This window comes from Acinetobacter sp. AL9 (assembly GCF_041464035.1).
GTDB classification, from domain to species: domain Bacteria; phylum Pseudomonadota; class Gammaproteobacteria; order Pseudomonadales; family Moraxellaceae; genus Acinetobacter; species Acinetobacter towneri.
This window is the reverse complement of the sequence record NZ_JAYFSK010000008.1, coordinates 1-20,427: the sequence shown is the minus strand read 5'-3', so window position 1 is coordinate 20,427 and position 20,427 is coordinate 1. Positions and strand designations below refer to the sequence as shown.

Sequence of the window (20,427 nt, the reverse complement as noted above, 5' to 3'; positions counted from 1 at the left end):
CTCTCCTCTTTGGCGTATAGCTAAGATGGCATGTGTAGCTCCTTCGCCACCAGATATAACGCCTGCTCAAATTGTTGGACTGGATACTGCCAGCCAATATTTAAAGTCGCTTTGCGGGCGTGTTCGCCCATCTGTCTAAGGGTTGTAAGATCGGGAAGTCGGTGGATATGACCGACCAAATCTTCTGGCTGACCGAGTGAACTCAACCAGCCTGTTTCATTCGGTTTTAGATGTAAACGTGCGCAAGCATAGTCATAAGCAATGACAGGCAAGCCACTGGCCATAGCTTCTAACACGACATTGCCAAAGGTTTCGACCTGACTGGCAAAAGCAAACACATCGGCACTGGCATAGGCTTGTGCAAGTGCTGTGCCACTTAAACTACCTGTAAAAATGATATCTCCCTGAGCGTTCATGGCTTCTAAACGTTCACGGTCTGGCCCATCTCCAACAATCACCAATTTCACAGGCTGTTCGGTATTTTTTGGCATACGCTGATAGGCATTAATAATAAGATTGACTTCTTTTTCAGGTGATAAACGCCCTACATACAACATCACCCGCGTATTTTCACTCGCACCCCAGCTTGCTCGCAGTTGGGTAGAACGAAAATCTGGTGAAAAATATTCAACATCGACACCACGCCCAACCACCACCAAAGGCCCTTGCACACCAAACTGACGCAATGATTTTTCAGTATGGCTACTTGGCACACACGTCAGCGAGGTATTGTTATGAAACCATTTTAGATAGTGCTGAATTGGCTTGAGTAAAAATGCCAAATCGAAAAAACGGCTAAAATCTTGAAATGCGGAGTGAAAACCACTTGATACTGGAATATTTTTTGATTTTGCAATATGTAAACTGGCAAGCCCTAAAGGGCCTTCAGTGACGATATGCACCACATCAGGTTGAAACTCATCTAAAGCCTGCGAAAGTTTAGACCACTGCGGCCAGCCAAATTGTAAATTATGATATTTGGGAATAGCTTGTGCTTTTACTAGACATTCTTGGTACGGTTGAAATTGAGTGCAGGCTTGTTTTTGTTCAGGGCGAATCAATAAAATTTTGTGTCCAAGTTCCTGCAATCCTTTGCAAAGCTGCAAAAGTGAACGTGCTACACCATTAATTTCAGGTGGCCAAGTTTCTGTTACTAGGGCAATTTTTAAACGTGGGCGGACGAGCTCTGAGAGTTCAGAAGTGGGCTGGCTGCTTTTTTGTTTTTGATCTTGTTTGAAATAAAATTTAAACGCATCGCTGTAACGCTCTAACTTACTACTCTGCTTTGCCAATACATTGCTCATCGCCTTATGCTCAATTCTTATTTTATGCTTGCTAGCATAGAGCAGTTGCATTGCAGTAATATGATGCTTTGGTGACACATTTGTCATTTTTTTAACAACTCGATGATCGCCTATACCTAGTTTTGCACACATAGTTTTATGTATAAATTTAATGTAAATCGTTTGCTGTCATTCACCCTAAATAGATAAAAAAAGCAGATATTGGATACCTGCCTGCTGAATATCTTGTTTGCTGAATACCTGATCTGCTGCACATCGAAGCCCTCTAAAAAAGCAAATTAATATACAATTCATCGGTATAGCGTCCTGCTGGCGTTGTCAAACTCGGTTGTTCATCTAAGCGTACCGCGACACTGTATTTATGTCCTGTTGTAGAAGCATGCCCTGCTATAGGCGTGTTCCACAAATTTGTTTTTGCTCCCATAACACTCATACTGGTGCGTAAACGATGTGTGCCATTATTCACAAAGCTGCTGCCATGTTTGTCACGTAAATTGGTAATACCCCCATTTTTAATTGAATTAATGGGTAGAAAATCTAAAGCCTTGTTATTGTTTAAAAATAGGTGGACAACCATTTACTGACATATGAGGTCGTTCATGATTATAAAAGTACTGCCAGTCAGTTGTATAGTCCTGCACCTCGCTCAGATCTAGAAATAAATATTGATTTAGACACTCATAACGTACTGTACGATTAAATCGCTCAACATATGCATTTTGCTGTGGATTGCCTGGTTGAGTAAATACATGCTCAATACCATGCTGATCACACCACTTTTCCATCAGCTCACTTATATACTCTGGGCCATTGTCGGTTCTAATGCGTTTAGGTTTACCTCGCCATTCAATGAGCTGATCAAGTCTTCTCAGCACACGTTCTGCTGGCAACGAAAAGTCAATCAATATATCCAATGACTCGCGATTATAGTCATCAATCACGTTGTGAACTCGATAACTACGTCCATCACTGAGTTGATCATGCATAAAGTCCATTGACCATGATTCATTCTTAGCTGTCGGTACTGCAAGGGGTTCTGGCTGTTCTCGTTTAATCCGCTTATTAGGCTTGATTCTTAAATTAAGCTCAAGCTCCTTATAAATGCGATAGACACGTTTATGGTTCCATTTGTATTTTTTAACATTACGCAAATACAGGAAACAAAGCTTGAAGCCCCATGTTTTATGATCATTGGTTAATTGAATCAACCATTCGGCAATCTGTTGATTCTCTTCATCTAAACGAGCTTTATAGCGATAACACGTTTGACTGACTTTAAAAATTAAGCAGGCCATGCTGATTGAAATCTTAAATTGCTCAGTAGCTTGCTGAGCAAGTGACTTTCGCTGAACAGGCCTTAAAACTTTTTTAAAAGTGCATCTTGCAAGATGTCTGACTTTAGCCGCTCATCAGCATACATGCGTTTTAAACGGGCATTTTCAGCCTCAAGTTCTTTAAGCCGCGTCATCATTGAAAGATCCATGCCGCCATATTTGGACTTCCACTTGTAGAATGTAGCAGAGCTCATACCATGTTCGCGGCACAAGTTCGGTATGGGTGTTCCTGCTTCAGCTTGCTTCAAGATACTCATGATTAAGCTGTCTGAATACTTAGATGTTTTCATAGAAAATCTCCTTAAATCAAGGTTATTCGATTTTCTACTTTCAAACTCAATTATTTTTAGGGGGGATTACCGCTATAAAAAAGCCATGTTTTGGGCGGCTGAATCTATCAAAAAGATCAAATTTGCACACCACCAACTCAACGAAGAAACAGTTGATCATTCATCTATATCTGTAACGTGAGAGATAAACCTCGCAAGATGTTTAGCTAACTCATAACGCAATAGCAGACAAAATAAAACCCCATTCAAACTATTGCCTGAACGGGGTCATCACACCTGAGTCAATCATGTTGACTCAGGTACACACGCGTGACTTATTTAACGTAAGTCAACCAATGTGCATATTTGTCATTCTTGCCTTGAACTGCGTCAAAGAAAGTTTTTTGAATTTCAGTGGTAATTGGGCCACGTGAACCACAGCCAATTACACGGTCATCGTATTCACGAATTGGGGTAACTTCTGCTGCTGTACCTGTAAAGAAGGCTTCATCGGCAATGTAGAATTCATCACGTGTAATACGGCGTTCAACTACCTCATAACCCAAGTCTTTAGCAATGGTGATCACCGTTTGACGCGTAATACCATCTAAAGCACCGCCTGCGATGTCTGGTGTATGTAAAACGCCATCTTTAATTAAGAATACGTTTTCGCCAGAACCTTGGCATACATAACCTTGTGGGTCCATTAACATCGCTTCATCATAGCCTGCTTGCGCTACTTCTTGGTGAGCAAGAATAGACAAGGTGTAGTTACCAGAAGCTTTGGCTTTACACATAGTCACGTTTGGATGATGGTGCGTAAACGATGAAGTTTTAACGCGAATACCTTTAGCCATCGCTTCTTCACCCAAGTATGCACCCCAACCCCAAGCCGCAACTGCAGCATGAATGGTGTTATTGGTTGCAGCAATACCCAGTTTTTCAGAACCAATCCAAATTAATGGACGTAAATAGCACGATGAAAGTTTGTTTTCACGTACCACATCAATTTGCGCCTGTTCTAAAGCTGCTTGATCAAATGGTACTTTCATTTGATAGATTTTTGCAGAGTTTAACAAACGCTTAGTATGGTCCTGAAGACGGAAAATCGCAGTTCCGTTTGGCGTTTCATAAGCGCGGACACCCTCAAACACACCCATACTGTAGTGTAAGGTATGCGTTAAGACGTGAATTTTTGCATCACGCCAGTCAACCAATTGTCCATCTTGCCAAATAAAACCATCACGATCAGCCAAATTCATGGCACACACTCCAAATGTTTATACAATAGTCATTTTAATCCAACGCAGACATAGCAGTCGGATCAATTAATCTTTGCCATAACTTGCAAACGACCTCACGGGTATCGTACCAGTCCGCAGCATTGACTTGCATGGATTGATTTGCAAGGGCTAAGCGGTGGCTTTCGGCTCGTTCACGGAGATAAGCTTGAATCAATGCTGTCGCATCGTCGCTGGATAAGCAACCTGTTCTTGCGGCATCTTCAAGGATTCTTACGTTGTCGGAATAATGGGCGAGATCAGGATTCGACCCACTCCAGGCTAATACCGCATACTGTGCCATAAATTCGATATCAACGATACCACCTGCATCCTGTTTTAAATGAAAAATTCCATCTTTTTTTTGCTCTTTAGATGAACCCAAATGATCTTTCATTTTTTGACGCATTTTCAGCACTTCACTGCGGACATAAGCTTCATCTCGCGGCTGGGTTAAAATCTGACAACGCAACACTTCAAACTTGTCACGTAAACATTGCTCACCCGCAATACTGCGCGCACGCACTAAAGCCTGATGCTCCCACAGCCACGCACTTTTCAGTTGATATTGCTCGAAAGCGCGTAAACTGGTCACCAGTAAACCCGCATCTCCCGAAGGACGTAAACGGGTATCGACATCATAAACGCGACCATCTAAAGTTTGCGTGGTCATTAAAGATACAAATTTACGTGCCACCCGCATAGCAAATTCAAAGCCACTGATCGGTTTAATGCCATCGGTATCGGCTTGTTCATCCATGTTGTGAATAAAAACCACGTCTAAATCTGAGCCGTAACCCAGTTCGATGCCACCCACTTTGCCATAACCAATAATGGCAAAAGCGTTATGCTCCAAACCACAGCGCTGTCCTTCACTGTCTAGCGGATAACCATGTTTTTTGACAATCATCTGATAGGCCAGTTGTAGGGCTGCATTTGCGGTCACTTCGGCAATATCGGTTAACGCATCTGACACTTTCATTAAGTGACTTTCTGCCAGTACATCGCTGGCCGCAACTGTTAATACGTTGGATTTTTTGAATAAACGTAGCACCCGCATGAGGTCTTCAACTTCATCCAGTTCAATGCGCAGCAATTGTTGGCGTAAAGAATCTTCCAAATCGCTGCGTTTTGGCAATTCAAAATCCATAGATAAAAATTCATCCAACAACACAGGATATTGCGTCAATTCTTCACAAATCCACGGGCTGACTGTGGCCATTTTTACCAAGCGTTGCAGTGCCCCCTTGCTTTCAATCAGCATGACCAAATACACGGTACGACGCAGAACAGATTCGACCAGTGGCATTAAACGCATCAATGCCATTTGTGGATTTTCTGACTGCAACACTGCTTCAATCAAGTGTGGCCAAAAGGTTTTTAAACGCTGTAAAGCTTTGGCGGTGAGTTTTTTAATGGCATGTCCATACCAGAACTCATGCACTAAATTTTTCGCTTGATCGTCTAGTACCGCATCGAGCTGTTTTTCTAGCTGACTGTAATTTTCCAGCAAAGAATCGGGTTCATTTTCTTTAATTAAATGCTCAAACTGATAAATGACTTTGACACGCTTTTCATTTAGGGTCTGCATAAAGCTGTCCCAATCGGCAAAGCCCAAAGTATCGCTAATGCGTGCGCGTAACTCAGGTTCAGTCGGTAAAGCTTGGCTTTGCTGATCATTCAAGGCTTGAATGGCATGTTCTACTCGACGCAGGAATAAATAGGCATCTTCCAAATCCAGTACGGCTTGTGGCTCTAGCAATTCAGCTTCGCCCAAATGGCGCAAACTCACCAAACACTGGCGGTCTTGTAATTCTAGTTTTGAACCACCGTAAATCAGCTGAAAAACCTGCACAATAAATTCAACTTCACGAATACCGCCCGCGCCCAATTTAATATTGTCTTCAATATTACGACGCTGCACTTCGCGCTCAATCATGGCTTTCATTTCGCGCATGGCTTCAAAGGCGGTGTAATCGACATATTTGCGGAATACGAAAGGTCGGGTCATTTCCAGCAGTTCATAACCTTCTTGCCCACCTGTGATAATACGTGCCTTAATCCAAGCATAGCGTTCCCATTCGCGTCCATGCTGGCTTAAATATTTTTCCAGTGCGACATGGCTAATCGCCAAAGCAGAACCATCGCCCCACGGGCGTAAACGCATATCGACGCGGAAAACAAAACCATCGGCGGTGATATGATCTAATAGATAGATCAGTTTTTGTCCCCATAAAATGCAGAATTGCTGCACTTCAATACACTTGCGTCCATTGGTTTCGCCTTGTTCATCAAAGGCAAAAATCAGGTCGATGTCGCTGGATAAATTCAGTTCCTGCGCACCATGTTTACCCATGGCGACCACAATCAGGTCTTGGACTTTGCCGTTATATCCCATCGGTTCGCCATGCTTGGCAACCAACGGAATCCGCGCAAAATCTTTGGCAACTTGCACACAAATATCGGCAAAGTCTGAAAGTTCCTGTGTCAACGTCACCACATCGGTGAGTTGGTTGGCATCTTGCCAAATCCAGCGAAACATTAAACGGGCGCGTAAAATCCGCAGAGTTTTCATCCACAAGGTTTCATCTTGAATGTCTTGTAAAGTGGAAATCACCAATTGATGAATATAGTCTGCGCTCAGCGGTTTTAGAAATTGGTCAATTGCATAATCCTGCTGTAACAGGCTTTCGTGATTTGCCAAGACTTGTTCTGCATATTGACTGGCATGTAACGTTTTTTGCAATTGTTCCGCATTCATTTTTAAGACCTAAAACCCAGTTTTATTTTGAAATATTGTCAACTCATCTATTTATAGCAGCAGATGCGCCAAAGAAGAAAATAAAATTACAGCAATCTGCAAAATACCTCTTGCTTAAAATGCAGCGATAAAAAAACCGAAGCCTAAACTTCGGTTTTATCTGCTTGATGCAATGCTTATTCAGCATCTAGCATTAATTCTGCGCTCATACCAACCGTGTTAAAACCTGCATCGACATACAGAATTTCACCAGTAATACCATTCGCCCATGGTGAGCAAAGGAATAATGCCGCATTACCAACATCTTCAATGGTCACGTTGCGTTTTAAAGGTGCAACTTTTTCATTCAGATCTAACATTTTACGGAATGATTTAATGCCCGATGCGGCAAGCGTACGAATCGGACCTGCAGAAATTGCATTCACGCGAATACCGTCAGCACCCAAGCTTGAAGCCAAGTAGCGTACACCTGCTTCTAAAGATGCTTTCGCCATACCCATGACGTTGTAGTTTGGCATCACACGCTCAGAACCTTGATAAGTCAAAGTCAATAAGCAACCTTGGCGTGCTTGTAATAATGGTTTTGCAGCACGTGCCATCGCAATAAAGCTATAAGCACTAATGTCATGCGCAACTTTGAAACCATCACGATCTGTAACATCGGTAAAGTCACCATCTAAAGTATGCGCAGGCGCAAAACCAATCGAGTGAACCAAACCATCCAAACCATCCCAGTGCTTTGCCAAGTCAGCAAAAGCTTGCTCAATTTCTGCATCTACGCCTACATCGCAAGGCAATACAATGCTTGAGCCAAATTGTGCAGCGAAGTCATCAACACGTTTTTTGAGTTTTTCATTCGGATAAGTAAATGCTAATTCTGCACCTTCACGATGCAATGCTTCTGCAATACCAAATGCGATAGATAATTTACTTGCAATACCAGCAATTAAAAAACGCTTACCCGCCAAAAGACCTTGTGCCATGTGAAACTCACCTTGATATATTTCGCAATATCATGCCAATTCTGAACGCATAGTGAAATTGCATAATGCGCCTTTTTTTGCCGTTTATGTAAAAACTCAATGGCGATTCAAGTGAGTGATAGATGACGTCACATGATGATCTGCAAGTGGTGACGTACAATCTTGGTTAAAAACTTGCCCTACCACTTGGCATAATGCTGTTCAAGCAAGCCGTATTCGTTTAACAAAATAATTTCGGTATCGTCTTGTTGAATAGTACCACTAATTTTAGCTTGCCATTGGCTGAACTGACTGCCGACTAGACGCAAATTCAGGTTTTCATAACGGCGCCAACCTGTGCTGACAGTTAAATTCAAACGATGATCCAGTGAGCGAATGCTCCACGAGCCATCATCCTCAGGTTGGAACAACACATCTGTTAAGGGATACAGCACGCCATTAATCCACAAACAGTTTTCGTTGCCAAAACTTTCATTCACACCAGAAGCCAGATTCAAGCCTACACGACGGTCTTCGGTATCCCAAAAGTTGCACGACAACCAAAACCATGCTGTTTCAGGGCGTAAAAAACCGCAGGTATCATCTAAAGAAGCAAAGGTGCGTTCATGGAATTGAATGGTTTGTCCTGTTTTATTAACAAAATAGCCTTCACAGCCGAGTGTGGTCAGTTTTTGGGTGTAAGTCCAACCATTAATACCTGTTGGGCTACACATACTTAGCGGGTCTGTGCCTGCACAAAATATCCGCGCACTGAGTTTAATTTCACCATATTTGGTCACGCGGATATAACGCACACCATTGGCATGTTGAATTTCAATTTGAAATGGCAATTTTTCAAAAAAACTTTGATTAAATAACGGTTGCTCATCTAAAACCGTATTACGCGATAAAAAATTAATCGCATTCCATTCCTGCACTTCGCCCGTCATGTGATTATAAATATAGACAAAACCGTGCCCTGCCCAAGCAATATCGGCAATCGCAAGCCCAATGGTATAGTGTTCGTGCTGAATACTACAAAATTTAAACTTTTTATATTTTAAGCGTTTACGCCAACCCAACAATACTTCACCATACGGTGATTTATATTGATAAGCCTGATAATCAATTTTTTTGGGAAGTTCACTAAAACGTCCATAATGCGGTTGTCCATTCGCCTGAATTAAATCCATTGAAGACATTCCCTATTGTCTAAAAACAATTCATCTTTGGTCGTATTATGCCTACAAATGCATGTACAAAAAACCCGCAGCTTATGATTTTGTTCAAAAAACTATAAAAGCATAGATTGTTTTACTATTTTAAGGCTTGAACGTTCACTAAATATACAAAATATAAATTAATAGATATCTTCCCCTCAATATTCTGAAGGTATTTAAGCATCAGCATTCAAAGTCAGATAGGTATTTTCCCAACGATTGCCTGAAAATGAGCCTTCAACCAATTGCACATAGCGACCATGCACCTGATCTATCGCAATACAATCATCTACCTCTAAGACCCGATCGGTATGTTGTTTTTGCCAATGCTTAGCAAAATAGGCTTTACCACGCTGTTTTGCCACCATTGGATTTTGCGCCACCACCAGTACATAACGATGTAACTCGCCAAACTCACGCGGATCATATCCACCTAAATTAATTAAATACAGTCGGTTTTCTGCCTGATTCGGCTGCGCATCGGTAAATTTTAAATAGTAGGATTTACCTTCAAACTCAACACCATTAATTTGCGCCCATGCGTCAATATGCAAACCTTTCGGTTCTGCAAACCAAGCCTGCTTGAGTTGCGGATAGGTCTGTTCTAAAGAATCGCCTACTGCAAGTACCACATCATGCACTTCGGTATTGGCTCGCGCATGACGTCCGCCTAACATCACGATAAATAAACTGGGCATATCCGACTCCTGCGCAAATATCCTAAGCTTGATGGCTTTTATAGTTGATGATTTTTAAGCATGATTGTTTAAAGTAGCGAGAATTTTTCAATCCTCCAAATAAAAAATCGTGCCGAATTGCTTCAGCACGATTGAATTGAAATGTAGCATACTTTATTTCAAGCAGTTTACGATTTACATATCCACCATTTCCACGCCATCAATGCGGGCAACAGTCATTAAGTCTTTATCGCCACGACCTGAAACAGTCGCAATAATGATTTGGTCTTTATCCATCGTTGGTGCAAGCTTGCTCACATAAGCCATAGCATGCGAGCTTTCTAAAGCAGGAATAATCCCTTCGATACGGGTTAAATCACGGAAACCTTGCAAGGCTTCTTGGTCATTGATTGGCACGTAATCGACACGGTGCATATCTTTCAGGAAGCTGTGCTCTGGTCCTACACCTGGATAATCCAGACCTGCAGAAATAGAGTGGGTTTCAATGATCTGACCTTGTGCATCCGACATTAAATAAGTACGGTTACCGTGTAATACGCCCACGTGTCCTGCATTCAATGGTGCAGAGTGTTTGCCTGTTTCAATGCCTAAACCTGCAGCTTCGACACCGTACATTTTCACTTCGGCATCGTTCAAGAATGGATAGAACAAGCCCATGGCATTAGAACCACCGCCTACACAAGCTACTAATGCATCAGGTAAACGACCTGCCTGCTCTTGAATTTGGCGACGCGCTTCACGACCAATAATCGACTGGAAATCACGTACCAATTGTGGATATGGGTGTGGGCCAGCGACCGTACCAATCACGTAATATGTAGAGTCAACATTGGTGACCCAGTCACGCATGGCTTCGTTCATGGCATCTTTTAAGGTTTTTGAGCCACTTTCTACAGGTACAACAGTTGCACCAAGTAAACGCATACGGTACACGTTCATGGCCTGACGCTTCACGTCTTCTGCACCCATGAACACCACACATTCCAAGCCTAAACGAGCGGCAATGGTCGCGGTTGCTACACCGTGCTGACCTGCACCTGTTTCGGCAATAATGCGTTTTTTACCAGACAGTTTTGCCAACAGTGCCTGACCAATGGTGTTGTTCACTTTATGTGAGCCAGTATGGTTCAAATCTTCACGTTTTAAGTAAATTTGTGCACCACCCAACTCTTTTGACCATCGCTCAGCATAATACAAAGGACTAGGACGACCTACATAGTAGGCGAGATCGCGGTCGAATTCTGCCAAAAACTGCGGATCATCTTTCATGCGGAAATACAATTTCTCTAAATCTTGTAAAGCCGCCATCAGCGTTTCTGACACAAAACGTCCGCCATGGATACCAAAATGCCCTTTTGCATCTGGGAATTGGGTATAGTCAATCACTGAGTTATTGTGATTTGTACTTTGCTGATCCACGTTGGACTCCTTGCATGAAGTTTTCTATGAGTTGTTGGTCTTTAATACCTTTTGCAGACTCAACTCCGCCACTGACATCAACGGCATAGGCTTGAGTCGTCTGAATTGCATCTTCAATATTTTCAGGGTTTAAACCACCCGCCAAAATTAAAGGAATATCGAGTTTGGGGAATTTTGACCAGTCAAAACTGTGTCCTGTTCCACCTTTGAGTTCAGGATGCCACGCGTCTAATAATACTGCGCTTGCACCTGCTTGTTGATAGCTTTTTATCGCATCCAACACATTTAAATCGGGTTTGACCTGAATGGCTTTGTACCATCGACGTCCAACTTGCTGTGCTATTTGCTGACATTGCAAGGGTGTTTCATCGCCATGAAATTGCAAAATATCTAAAGGCACTTGTTTCAATACAGTGGCAATTTCATCTGCCGTTGCATTGACAAATAAACCGACCACTTGCACATAAGCGGGAATGTGTTGCAGCAAGCCTTGTGCTTGTTTAATGCTCACATTGCGCGGACTTGGAGGATAAAACACCAAGCCAATTGCATCTGCACCCGCATGCACAACACTGTTTATATCTTGAATTCGCGTGATTCCGCAAATTTTGGCACGGGTACGCATCGTTTTGGACTCTAATCCTGATTTTCAATCTTCATTTTGCTGATCTTGCTGTGCGTGACTTTTAAATTGTCTGTTCACACTAACAAAATCAGATATTGGGGCGAATCATTGTAATGCAATTTTAAGGGGTTGAGTGAAGTTCAGGCGGATTATTCTGCATTTCCGTTGTTTAAATGGCATACAGACTTTATACTTCGCGCAAATGCAACGAGTCCTAGCTTTGAGCTTTAGGGAAGTTGGTGAAAGTCCAACACTGCCCCCGCAACGGTAACCATGAAACGTATATCAATTTAAATCTTATGATTTACACCACTGTATGAACAATATGGGAAGGTGGATATACAGCGAAGCAATCATAAATTAGAAGATGCTTGGCACATTGAAGTCCGGAGACCTGCTTGTTGTGCCCTTAACTCAATCATTCACGTGGGGTGAATGTACGGAGCAAAGTCATGTCTACTCTTTTTCAGCCTACTGCTTTAGTGGGCGCAATTGCGCTTGCAATGGGTTTTTCAACTTCAGTTTTTGCTGCAGAATCGCAAGATCAGCGTGTGGTGAATGCTGCTTTAGATACGCTTGTAGTCACGGCAACTCGTTCTGAAGAAAAAATTGGTAATGTGCCTGCGCGGATTTCTGTGATTGATCAAAATGCGATAAAAAAGAATCCTGCTCTCAATTTATCTGACTTAATCCAACAAGACCCTTCTGTTTATGTGAAACAAAGCGGGGGGATGGGGCAAATTTCAGAAATTGGACTACGTGGAACTAAAGCCGTACATACCCTAGTATTAAAAGATGGTGCTCGCTTAAATAGCCAAAATGAGCTTGGTCCACTTTATCCTGCATATTTAGATACTTCGGATGTTCAACAAATTGAAATTTTGAAAGGCCCAGCTTCCGTTCAATATGGTAGTGATGCAATTGGTGGTGTAGTTCAACTTATTTCAAAAAAACCTGTGAAGTCTGGTGCAGAATTAACTGGCATCTATGGTGAAAACAATACTTATAAAACCATTCTAAAAGCAGATTTAGTCACAGATCAAGGATTCTACGCTCAAGTAGGTGGACAACGCTTAGAAAGTGATGGAACTCGCATTTTTGAAAGCCAAGATAAAAGCGACAATGCCAGCTACGATCAAAAAGGCTACAATGCTAAAATAGGCTATTTCCAGGAAAATCAGATTGATGCCTCTGCTTCGATTAGTGAAAATAAAGGAACCAGTATTTTCAGTAATGATTACATTACCAACACAGCTCCTCGTAATTTTGTAAATCGTGTCATTAATGCAAAAGTTGATTACAATATTCTGCAAAATTTAATTTTAGGCGCTCATTTTGCAAACGTTCAAGACAAGCAAGATGTTCCATCATATTTCACACAGTACAACACTGAAAACAACCAAAGTGATTTAAACCTAAAATGGAAATTCACACCAAATCAAAACATTTTAGTTGGTGCAACTTATAATGACGCCAACTACAAAACAAGTTCGATCAAAAACCAAGATCAAAGCGTTAATAGCACAGGTTATTATCTACAACACCAATTTAAAAATGAACTGTTTGACACCCAAGTTGGTCTGCGTGTAGAAGACCATGAGCTTTTTGGAAGCCACACAGTAGGTCAAGGTGCTATTCGCTATCATTTCCTGCCTAATGCAAGCGTTTATGCCAATATTGGCAGTGCATTCCGTGCTCCAACCCTGAATGAACTCTATTCTCAATGGGGCGGTAATGAGAATTTAGAACCTGAAGAAAGCATCTCTTATGAACTCGGTTTTGATTATGCTATTACGGATAATCTAGCAACTAGTTTTTCTGTTTATCGCACCAATGTGGATAACTTAATCGTCTATAGCGACAGCATGAATCAAAATGTTGGGGAAGCCAATTTTACAGGCGGTGAGGCAGGTCTTAAATGGAAACAAGACGATTTATTCCTCGCGACAGAATATGCTTATGTTGAAAGTGAAAATAAAGCAACAGGTTTAGAAATTGCCTATCGCCCAAAACAGACGCTTACCTTCACTGCAGGACTAGAAAATGCTGTCTATGGACTTAGTACTTCGGTAATAGCTCGTTCACATGCCAATGCTAGCAATAGCGCAAATAGTGTAAAAGTTCCAGGTTATGCAACCGTCGATTTCAATGCTTATTGGAATATTAACCCAACGGTTAAAATCTTTACTAATATTCAGAACATTGGCGATGTGCAATATCGAGAAGTCTATAAAGCTGCAAGCTCTTGGGACAACTCACCAGAAGATTGGTACATTAATGGCGGTCGTTTTGCCTCTGCTGGAGTCACTTTCCGTTATTAATTCTCAGCTTCAAAAAAATATATAAAACAGCGCAGTTTATGGATAATGTTTTGACCGGCATTATCCTTTTTTTCATTTCTACCTAAGGAAAAGTTATGGGCCACCGTTTAAGCAAAATTTATACCCGCACAGGCGACTCAGGCACAACAGGACTGGGCGATGGCTCACGTGTCGCCAAAGACGACTTACGCATTCATGCACTGGGCGATGTCGATGAACTCAATGCCTGCATAGGCGTATTGCGCTCACAAATTACACATAGCAACATTCAAGACAAAAACACTTGGGACAAATCGCTTAGCCTGATTCAGCACTGGCTATTCGATTTAGGCGGTGAAGTCTGTATCCCCAATTACCATCTCGTACAACCACTTGCGATTGAGTTCCTAGAACAAGACATTGACCGCATGAATGAAAGCCTGCCAATGCTCAAAGAATTTATTCTGCCTGCAGGTACATTGGCATGCAGTTATGCACATCAAGCCCGTGCCGTATGTCGTCGTGCAGAACGCAGTTTAATGACCGTACACAACCGTGATCAAAATATTCAGGCACCGTCTTTGCAATTACTGAACCGACTGTCTGACTGGCTATTTGTCGCATCTCGCAGCTTGCAACGTGCCGAAGGAGGCAGCGAAGTGTTATGGCAAAAGAACATCAACGACAGTATTGGTAACTGACATCACACTCTAGAATCGGAAACTAAAATAAAGCCCTGATTTTGCATCTAAAAAATCACGTCGGATGCTGCTTGAAATTTCACATCATCCGACCAAAATAAGAGATGTCATCTCTTTGTCACGTCGTACTTGCAAAATGAAAGCAAACTTTCAATTCATGGGCACATTATGCGCATAATTGGTCATCGTGGTGCGCGTGGCGAAGCGCCTGAAAACACGCTTGGTGGTTTTGAATACATTCAAAATATTGGCATTCGTGCGGTTGAGTTTGATGTGCGTCAACTCAAAGACAATGCCTTGGTGGTTATGCATGATGATCAATTCATCCGCACCACAGGACAAGACAAAGCGTTGTATGAATGTAGTCTGGAAGATTTAAACCATTATAACCATGCAGTGATGTGGTCGGACTGGAATAAAGTCGAAACCACCCCCCTACTCAATCAAACCATGACCATTATTCAAAATTTTGATCATATTGAAGTTGAAGTCAAAGCGGTCAACTCGCATGCCGATGCCGAAAAAATTACCCAAAGTTTAGAGCAACATTTACAGGGTTTTGAGCACAACGCCATCATCACCAGTTTTGATCCGAAAATCCATTGGGCCTTGCAACAACAAAAATCACGCTTCAAACGTGGTTTATTGGTTGAAGATGATCTGCAATATCAAGCCATTGATCAGGCTTTAGCATTAGGCTGTTGCCAAATTGGTTGGATGAATGAACTCGCAACCAATGCACTCATTCAGGCCACACAACAAGCCCAACTGAATATCAGTGTTTGGACAGTCAACCAAATTGAACGTGCCAAACAGCTTAAAGATTTGGGTGTTCAAGGTTTAATTACCGATTATCCTAAACTGATGATGCAACACTTGTAAGCGGCACAACCTCAAATATTTTGTTAGATAAATAATTGATTTATTGTGCTTGTTTGGCTGCCGAATACCATATCTCCGTAAAATCTCGCAGAAGCCATTATATTCTGTTACCACCCAGTACAATACAACTGTACAATAATGCTGTGATCGTGAATACGCTCATGCTAATATGCGAAAAAATTAATCCCTATAAAACTTAATACTATGATTTGAATCTACAGATCGGTCATAGCTTTATAAAGGATTAAGCGTCCATTTATACCTCCCAAGGTTCTAGGAGTGCTGTTGGAGATGAATGCTCCCTTACCCAAAGCCCCAATCAACTGGATTGCCATCTTTGCACTGGTTTTCTTACCTATTGTTGCAGTGATCGCGATTCCTTGGTATGCCTATCACCATGATTTTAGCCTTGCCGCTTGGATCAGCATGTTTGTATTACTTGGCGTAAGTAGCTTGGGTATTACAGCAGGTTATCACCGCTTATGGGCACACCGTGCTTATGAAGCTACCCTTCCCTTGAAAATCATTTTAATGATTATGGGAACATTTGCCGTTCAGAACAGTATTTTGTTCTGGGGTTCAGGTCACCGTACCCATCACCGCCATGTCGATGATGTCGAAAAAGACCCGTATTCAATTAATAATGGTTTCTGGTTTGCGCACATGGGCTGGATGTTACGCGACTATCCTGCCGCAGAGCCAAACTTTAAAAATGCGCCAGACTTGTTAAATGACAAACTGGTGATGTTCCAACACAAATACTATATTCCGCTCGTAATTGCAGTTCACGTTGGCATTTTGGTGCCAATTGGTTGGGCTGTGGGCGATATGTGGGGCGTGTTGTTATTGGGCGGTTTAATGCGTCTGATTTTAAGCCACCATGTTACCTTCTTTATTAACTCGCTGTGCCACATGTGGGGTTCGCGTCCTTATACTGACGAAAATACCGCGCGTGATAACTTCTGGTTAGCAATTGCCACTTGGGGCGAGGGTTATCATAACTATCACCACATTTTCCAGTATGATTATCGTAATGGCGTAAAATGGTGGCAATATGACCCAACTAAATGGTTAATTTGGACATGCTCGAAGTTAGGCCTAGCGAAAAACTTGCGTCGTATTCCAAGCTTTAATATTAAAAAAGCAGAATTGGCGATGCGTTTTAAATATGCAGAGCAAGACTTGGCGGTCTATGGACACAATGTAAATGATGACATTGGCCAAGTTAAAAGCCGTATTTCGCAAGAATATGATGCCTTTACCCAAACCCTGAACGATTGGGCAAAGTTAAAAGAGCAAGAAATTCAGGCGAAAAAAGCTTCTGTAGCAGAAAAAATTCACCAAATGGATGACAAATTGAAAGTTGAATTCCAGTTGGTTGAACAGCGTCTTTCACACCATCGTGAAACCTTGAACTTGCTGATGCGCAACCTGAAAAAGAATCCTGTATCTGAATAAACCTCTGTTCTGATGCACTGCGAAAGCCCTGACCTGTTCAGGGCTTTATGCATTGTTAGGCTACAGTTTTTAAAGTCTAAGTTTGCTATAGTGAAACTCACTTTGTGCCAAGCGCTTCATCATCATGCAATTTAATCCGCGTTATCCGACCCTGCCCGCCCGTCTTTATCACATGCAGCAGCCTCTCCCCTTAAAAGGCGCAAAAGCAGGACACTTTAATGCAGCATTGGCAAAAGAACTGCAATGGACAGCCGAAGAACAACAGCAATGGGTGGAAATTTGCAGTGGTCAAAAGACGTTTAAAGAATTTCCTGCTTTGGCAATGGTCTATGCAGGACATCAATTTGGTCAGTGGGCAGGTCAATTGGGAGATGGACGCGGTTTACTCATTGCGCAAGTTTTGGACACACAACAACGTACTATTGACCTGCATTTAAAAGGTGCGGGGGCAACGCCATATTCTCGTATGGGCGATGGACGTGCAGTATTACGTTCCGTGATTCGTGAATATTTGGCAGGTCATGCTTTAAATGCGCTGGGTGTGCCATCAAGCAATGCCGTTGGATTTACCTCATCCACTCAAGGTGTACAACGTGAAAAATTAGAACTTGGCGCAATGCTATTACGCACATCAGACTGTCATATTCGCTTGGGACATTTTGAATGGATCAATCATTATCAACCTGAATTACTGCCTGAATTTGTGCAAAAGTGTATTGAATGGCACTACCCAGAATGCTTGGCAACCGAACAGCCGATACTCGCTTTTGCTACGAAAGTCATTCAACGTACCGCTATCATGATTGCAAAGTGGCAACTGGTCGGTTTTGCGCATGGTGTGATGAATACCGATAATTTAAATATCACTGGCTCTACTTTAGATTTTGGCCCTTATGGTTTTATGGAGCGTTTTCGCCCGAACTGGATCAACAACCATTCGGACTACCAAGGGCGCTATACCTACCAACAACAACCGAGTGTGGCACACTGGAATTTGTGGGTTTGGTTGAACAATTTAATTCCGCTTGAACAAAACCCAGATCAGAAAGAACACTGGAAACAAGCACTGGCAGCATGTTTAGAGCATTTTGAACCGACTTTTTTAGAGCATTACAAACTTGGTTTATGTGAAAAAATGGGACTACCAAGTTTCCACAAAGACAGTTTTGACTGCGCTACCAACTTCTTACGCATTTTGCAAAGTGAGCAACTGGATTACACCCAAAGCTTTATCCGCCTACAAAATAAACAATACACAGAAATACTGGATGATTGTTTGGATCGTCGTCAGTGGGAAAGCTTTTTAGCGCAGTATTTACAGATTCGTGAATATCAAGACACCGATGATTTAGATGCTGCAATGCAACAGGTAAACCCTCACTATATTTTGCGCAATCACATGGCACAAAAGGCGATTGAGCAAGCAGAGCGTGATGATTTTTCAGAAGTTGAGCGTTTATTTAACTTACTCAGCCAGCCATATATTCAGCAAACAGCATTGGAAAAACCTGAAGATTTAGCACCTTTACCAAGTGATGTGCCAGAAGTGATGGTGAGTTGTTCATCTTAATACCAACGCACTCGCCAAAGGACGTTTAAAATTCCAGCAAAGTTATACACATTTTCTGTGGAAAAAGCTGTGGTTATCCACAGGATAAACTTTTTAGGAGAAAATAAGTGGCACAAACACAGTCATCACTGCATCAAATTGCAGCAAGTGTTGCAACATAACTGCCTGGGATTAGCCTGAGCGAACCTTTTGGTGATGGCTGTTTGGTGCTTGACATCCTCACCCGAGACTGTAAATAAAACTGTGTAAACGCTTAAACTATCCCTCAACGCTGTTGGGGGCAACACAGGTGTTTACCATGAAAGATGAAGCAATGCTGGCATTGGCAAAAGAATTTGCCAAGAACTTAAAAACAGAAGCTGACCTGAATAATTTCAGTAAAGCTCTAAAGAAACTCACCGTTGAAACTGCACTCAATGCTGAACTGACTGAACATTTAGGCTATGAGAAGAATAGTCCTCGTATAGGCAAAAATACACGTAATGGCTATACAACAAAACGGCTATTTACTGATGATGGTGAATTTGAACTAGACACGCCTAGAGATCGTGATGGCACTTTTGAGCCCCAGCTGATCAAGAAGATGAGAAGCAGCGCTTCGCAAGGCGTATCACACAAATGGATAGCCAAATCCTATCCCTATACGCCAAAGGCATGACGACACGAGATATTGTTGCCACATTCAAGGAAATGTACGATGCGGACGTCTCCCCAACGCTTATTTCCAAAGTGACGGATGCAGTTAAAGAACAAGTAATAGAATGGCAAAATCGACCATTGGATGCCCTTTATCCTATTGTCTATATGGATTGTATCGTCGTGAAAGTGCGTCAAGATAGTACGATTATTAACAAAGCGGTGTATCTAGCATTAGGTGTCAATACAGACGGACAGAAAGACTTATTAGGTATGTGGATGTCAGAAAACGAAGGTTCTAAATTTTGGCTCTCAGTCCTTACAGAACTGAAAAATCGTGGTTTAAAGGATATTCTGATTGCCTGCGTAGATGGACTGAAAGGCTTTCCTGATGCGATCAATACAATTTACCCTGATACGCATATTCAGTTGTGTATCATCCACATGGTACGCAACAACCTTAAATATGTGAGTTGGAAAGACTACAAAGCTGTCACAGCCGATTTAAAAAAGATATATCAAGCTGTTACAGAAGACGCAGCCTTACAGGCTTTAGATGAATTTGGACAAAAATGGGATGAGAAGTATCCTCAAATCAGCAAGTCATGGCTTGCCAACTGGTCGAATCTCAACACGTTCTTCGCTTACTCTATGGATATTCGCAAAGCGATTTACACGACGAATGCGATTGAATCATTGAACAGCGTTATCCGCCATGCAACCAAGAAAAGAAAAATCTTCCCAACTGATGATTCCGTGAAAAAGGTGGTATATTTAGCAATTATGGCAGCAAGCAAAAAATGGACGATGCCTATTCAGAATTGGAAAGCTGCCATGAATCGCTTTAGTATCATGTTTGAAGAGCGTGTAACCAAGTATTTGGTAGTGTTCAAAAAACTGTGTCATTTCCTTAAACTGTTAAAAACAGGAATGATGCATTATGGCAACTACATTTGATTTTGAAACAGCCTTAAAACAACTCCAGTCAGGACAAGCACTGACTGGAGA

15 protein-coding genes, 1 pseudogene and 1 riboswitch are annotated in these 20,427 nt (G+C 42.0%); of the genes and pseudogenes, 6 read left to right on the top strand and 10 right to left on the bottom strand.

Features of this window, described 5'->3' with window-relative positions; all coding sequences use genetic code 11:
- Positions 1–20: 20 nt before the first annotated feature.
- The 10 genes from ACEO2X_RS03100 to ACEO2X_RS03055 form a co-directional block, all read right to left on the bottom strand.
- Positions 21–1,304, bottom strand: coding sequence for a glycosyltransferase family 4 protein (locus ACEO2X_RS03100; protein WP_371971061.1), 1,284 nt, complete (start codon positions 1,302–1,304; stop codon positions 21–23).
- Between the two features lie 265 nt (positions 1,305–1,569).
- Complete coding sequence (locus ACEO2X_RS03095; RefSeq protein WP_371971060.1) at positions 1,570–1,881, bottom strand: hypothetical protein; 312 nt, start codon at positions 1,879–1,881, stop codon at positions 1,570–1,572.
- A protein-coding gene (locus ACEO2X_RS03090; RefSeq protein ID WP_371971059.1) for an IS3-like element ISAba20 family transposase occupies positions 1,853–2,928 on the bottom strand; the annotation gives its coding sequence in 2 pieces (ribosomal slippage) (positions 1,853–2,676 and positions 2,676–2,928; 1,077 coding nt in all). Before ACEO2X_RS03090 ends, ACEO2X_RS03095 begins: the two co-directional genes overlap by 29 nt.
- 314 nt (positions 2,929–3,242) lie before the next feature.
- Positions 3,243–4,169: a branched-chain amino acid transaminase gene (locus ACEO2X_RS03085; protein WP_004975074.1), complete on the bottom strand. Its 927-nt coding sequence runs from the start codon at positions 4,167–4,169 to the stop codon at positions 3,243–3,245.
- Positions 4,170–4,203: 34 nt separating this feature from the next.
- Complete coding sequence (gene glnE / locus ACEO2X_RS03080) at positions 4,204–6,948, bottom strand: bifunctional [glutamate--ammonia ligase]-adenylyl-L-tyrosine phosphorylase/[glutamate--ammonia-ligase] adenylyltransferase (RefSeq protein ID WP_004975073.1); 2,745 nt, start codon at positions 6,946–6,948, stop codon at positions 4,204–4,206.
- 176 nt (positions 6,949–7,124) lie between these two features.
- Complete coding sequence (locus ACEO2X_RS03075; protein ID WP_004975071.1) at positions 7,125–7,931, bottom strand: enoyl-ACP reductase; 807 nt, start codon at positions 7,929–7,931, stop codon at positions 7,125–7,127.
- A gap of 179 nt (positions 7,932–8,110) precedes the next feature.
- Complete coding sequence (locus tag ACEO2X_RS03070; RefSeq protein WP_371971058.1) at positions 8,111–9,103, bottom strand: DUF2804 domain-containing protein; 993 nt, start codon at positions 9,101–9,103, stop codon at positions 8,111–8,113.
- A gap of 203 nt (positions 9,104–9,306) precedes the next feature.
- Positions 9,307–9,828 carry a DUF1543 domain-containing protein gene (locus tag ACEO2X_RS03065; protein WP_371971057.1) on the bottom strand — a complete coding sequence of 174 codons (522 nt, stop codon included), beginning with the start codon at positions 9,826–9,828 and terminating at the stop codon, positions 9,307–9,309.
- A 174-nt stretch (positions 9,829–10,002) separates the two neighbouring features.
- Complete coding sequence (gene trpB, locus ACEO2X_RS03060) at positions 10,003–11,247, bottom strand: tryptophan synthase subunit beta (protein ID WP_004975067.1); 1,245 nt, start codon at positions 11,245–11,247, stop codon at positions 10,003–10,005.
- Complete coding sequence (locus ACEO2X_RS03055) at positions 11,219–11,872, bottom strand: phosphoribosylanthranilate isomerase (protein ID WP_131260767.1); 654 nt, start codon at positions 11,870–11,872, stop codon at positions 11,219–11,221. Before ACEO2X_RS03055 ends, trpB begins: the two co-directional genes overlap by 29 nt.
- A 192-nt stretch (positions 11,873–12,064) precedes the next feature.
- Positions 12,065–12,289: riboswitch (cobalamin riboswitch) on the top strand.
- Positions 12,290–12,324: 35 nt separating this feature from the next.
- Here ACEO2X_RS03055 and ACEO2X_RS03050 point away from each other — a divergent pair.
- The 6 genes and pseudogenes from ACEO2X_RS03050 to ACEO2X_RS03025 all read left to right on the top strand — a co-directional run.
- Positions 12,325–14,193 carry a TonB-dependent receptor plug domain-containing protein gene (locus ACEO2X_RS03050; protein WP_371971056.1) on the top strand — a complete coding sequence of 623 codons (1,869 nt, stop codon included), beginning with the start codon at positions 12,325–12,327 and terminating at the stop codon, positions 14,191–14,193.
- Positions 14,194–14,288: 95 nt separating this feature from the next.
- Positions 14,289–14,873, top strand: a complete 585-nt coding sequence (locus tag ACEO2X_RS03045; RefSeq protein ID WP_178318738.1) for a cob(I)yrinic acid a,c-diamide adenosyltransferase — start codon at positions 14,289–14,291, stop codon at positions 14,871–14,873.
- 168 nt (positions 14,874–15,041) lie between these two features.
- Positions 15,042–15,755 (top strand): glycerophosphodiester phosphodiesterase, encoded by a 714-nt coding sequence (locus ACEO2X_RS03040; RefSeq protein WP_371971055.1) that lies wholly within the window; start codon positions 15,042–15,044, stop codon positions 15,753–15,755.
- 291 nt (positions 15,756–16,046) lie between these two features.
- The gene (locus ACEO2X_RS03035; RefSeq protein ID WP_178868038.1) at positions 16,047–17,213 is read left to right on the top strand and encodes an acyl-CoA desaturase; all 1,167 of its coding nucleotides are present in this window, start codon (positions 16,047–16,049) and stop codon (positions 17,211–17,213) included.
- Positions 17,214–17,337: 124 nt separating this feature from the next.
- The gene (locus ACEO2X_RS03030) at positions 17,338–18,783 is read left to right on the top strand and encodes a YdiU family protein (RefSeq protein WP_371971054.1); all 1,446 of its coding nucleotides are present in this window, start codon (positions 17,338–17,340) and stop codon (positions 18,781–18,783) included.
- A gap of 298 nt (positions 18,784–19,081) precedes the next feature.
- Positions 19,082–20,301, top strand: a pseudogene (locus tag ACEO2X_RS03025) (IS256 family transposase); the annotation flags it as partial.
- Positions 20,302–20,427 lie beyond the last annotated feature (126 nt).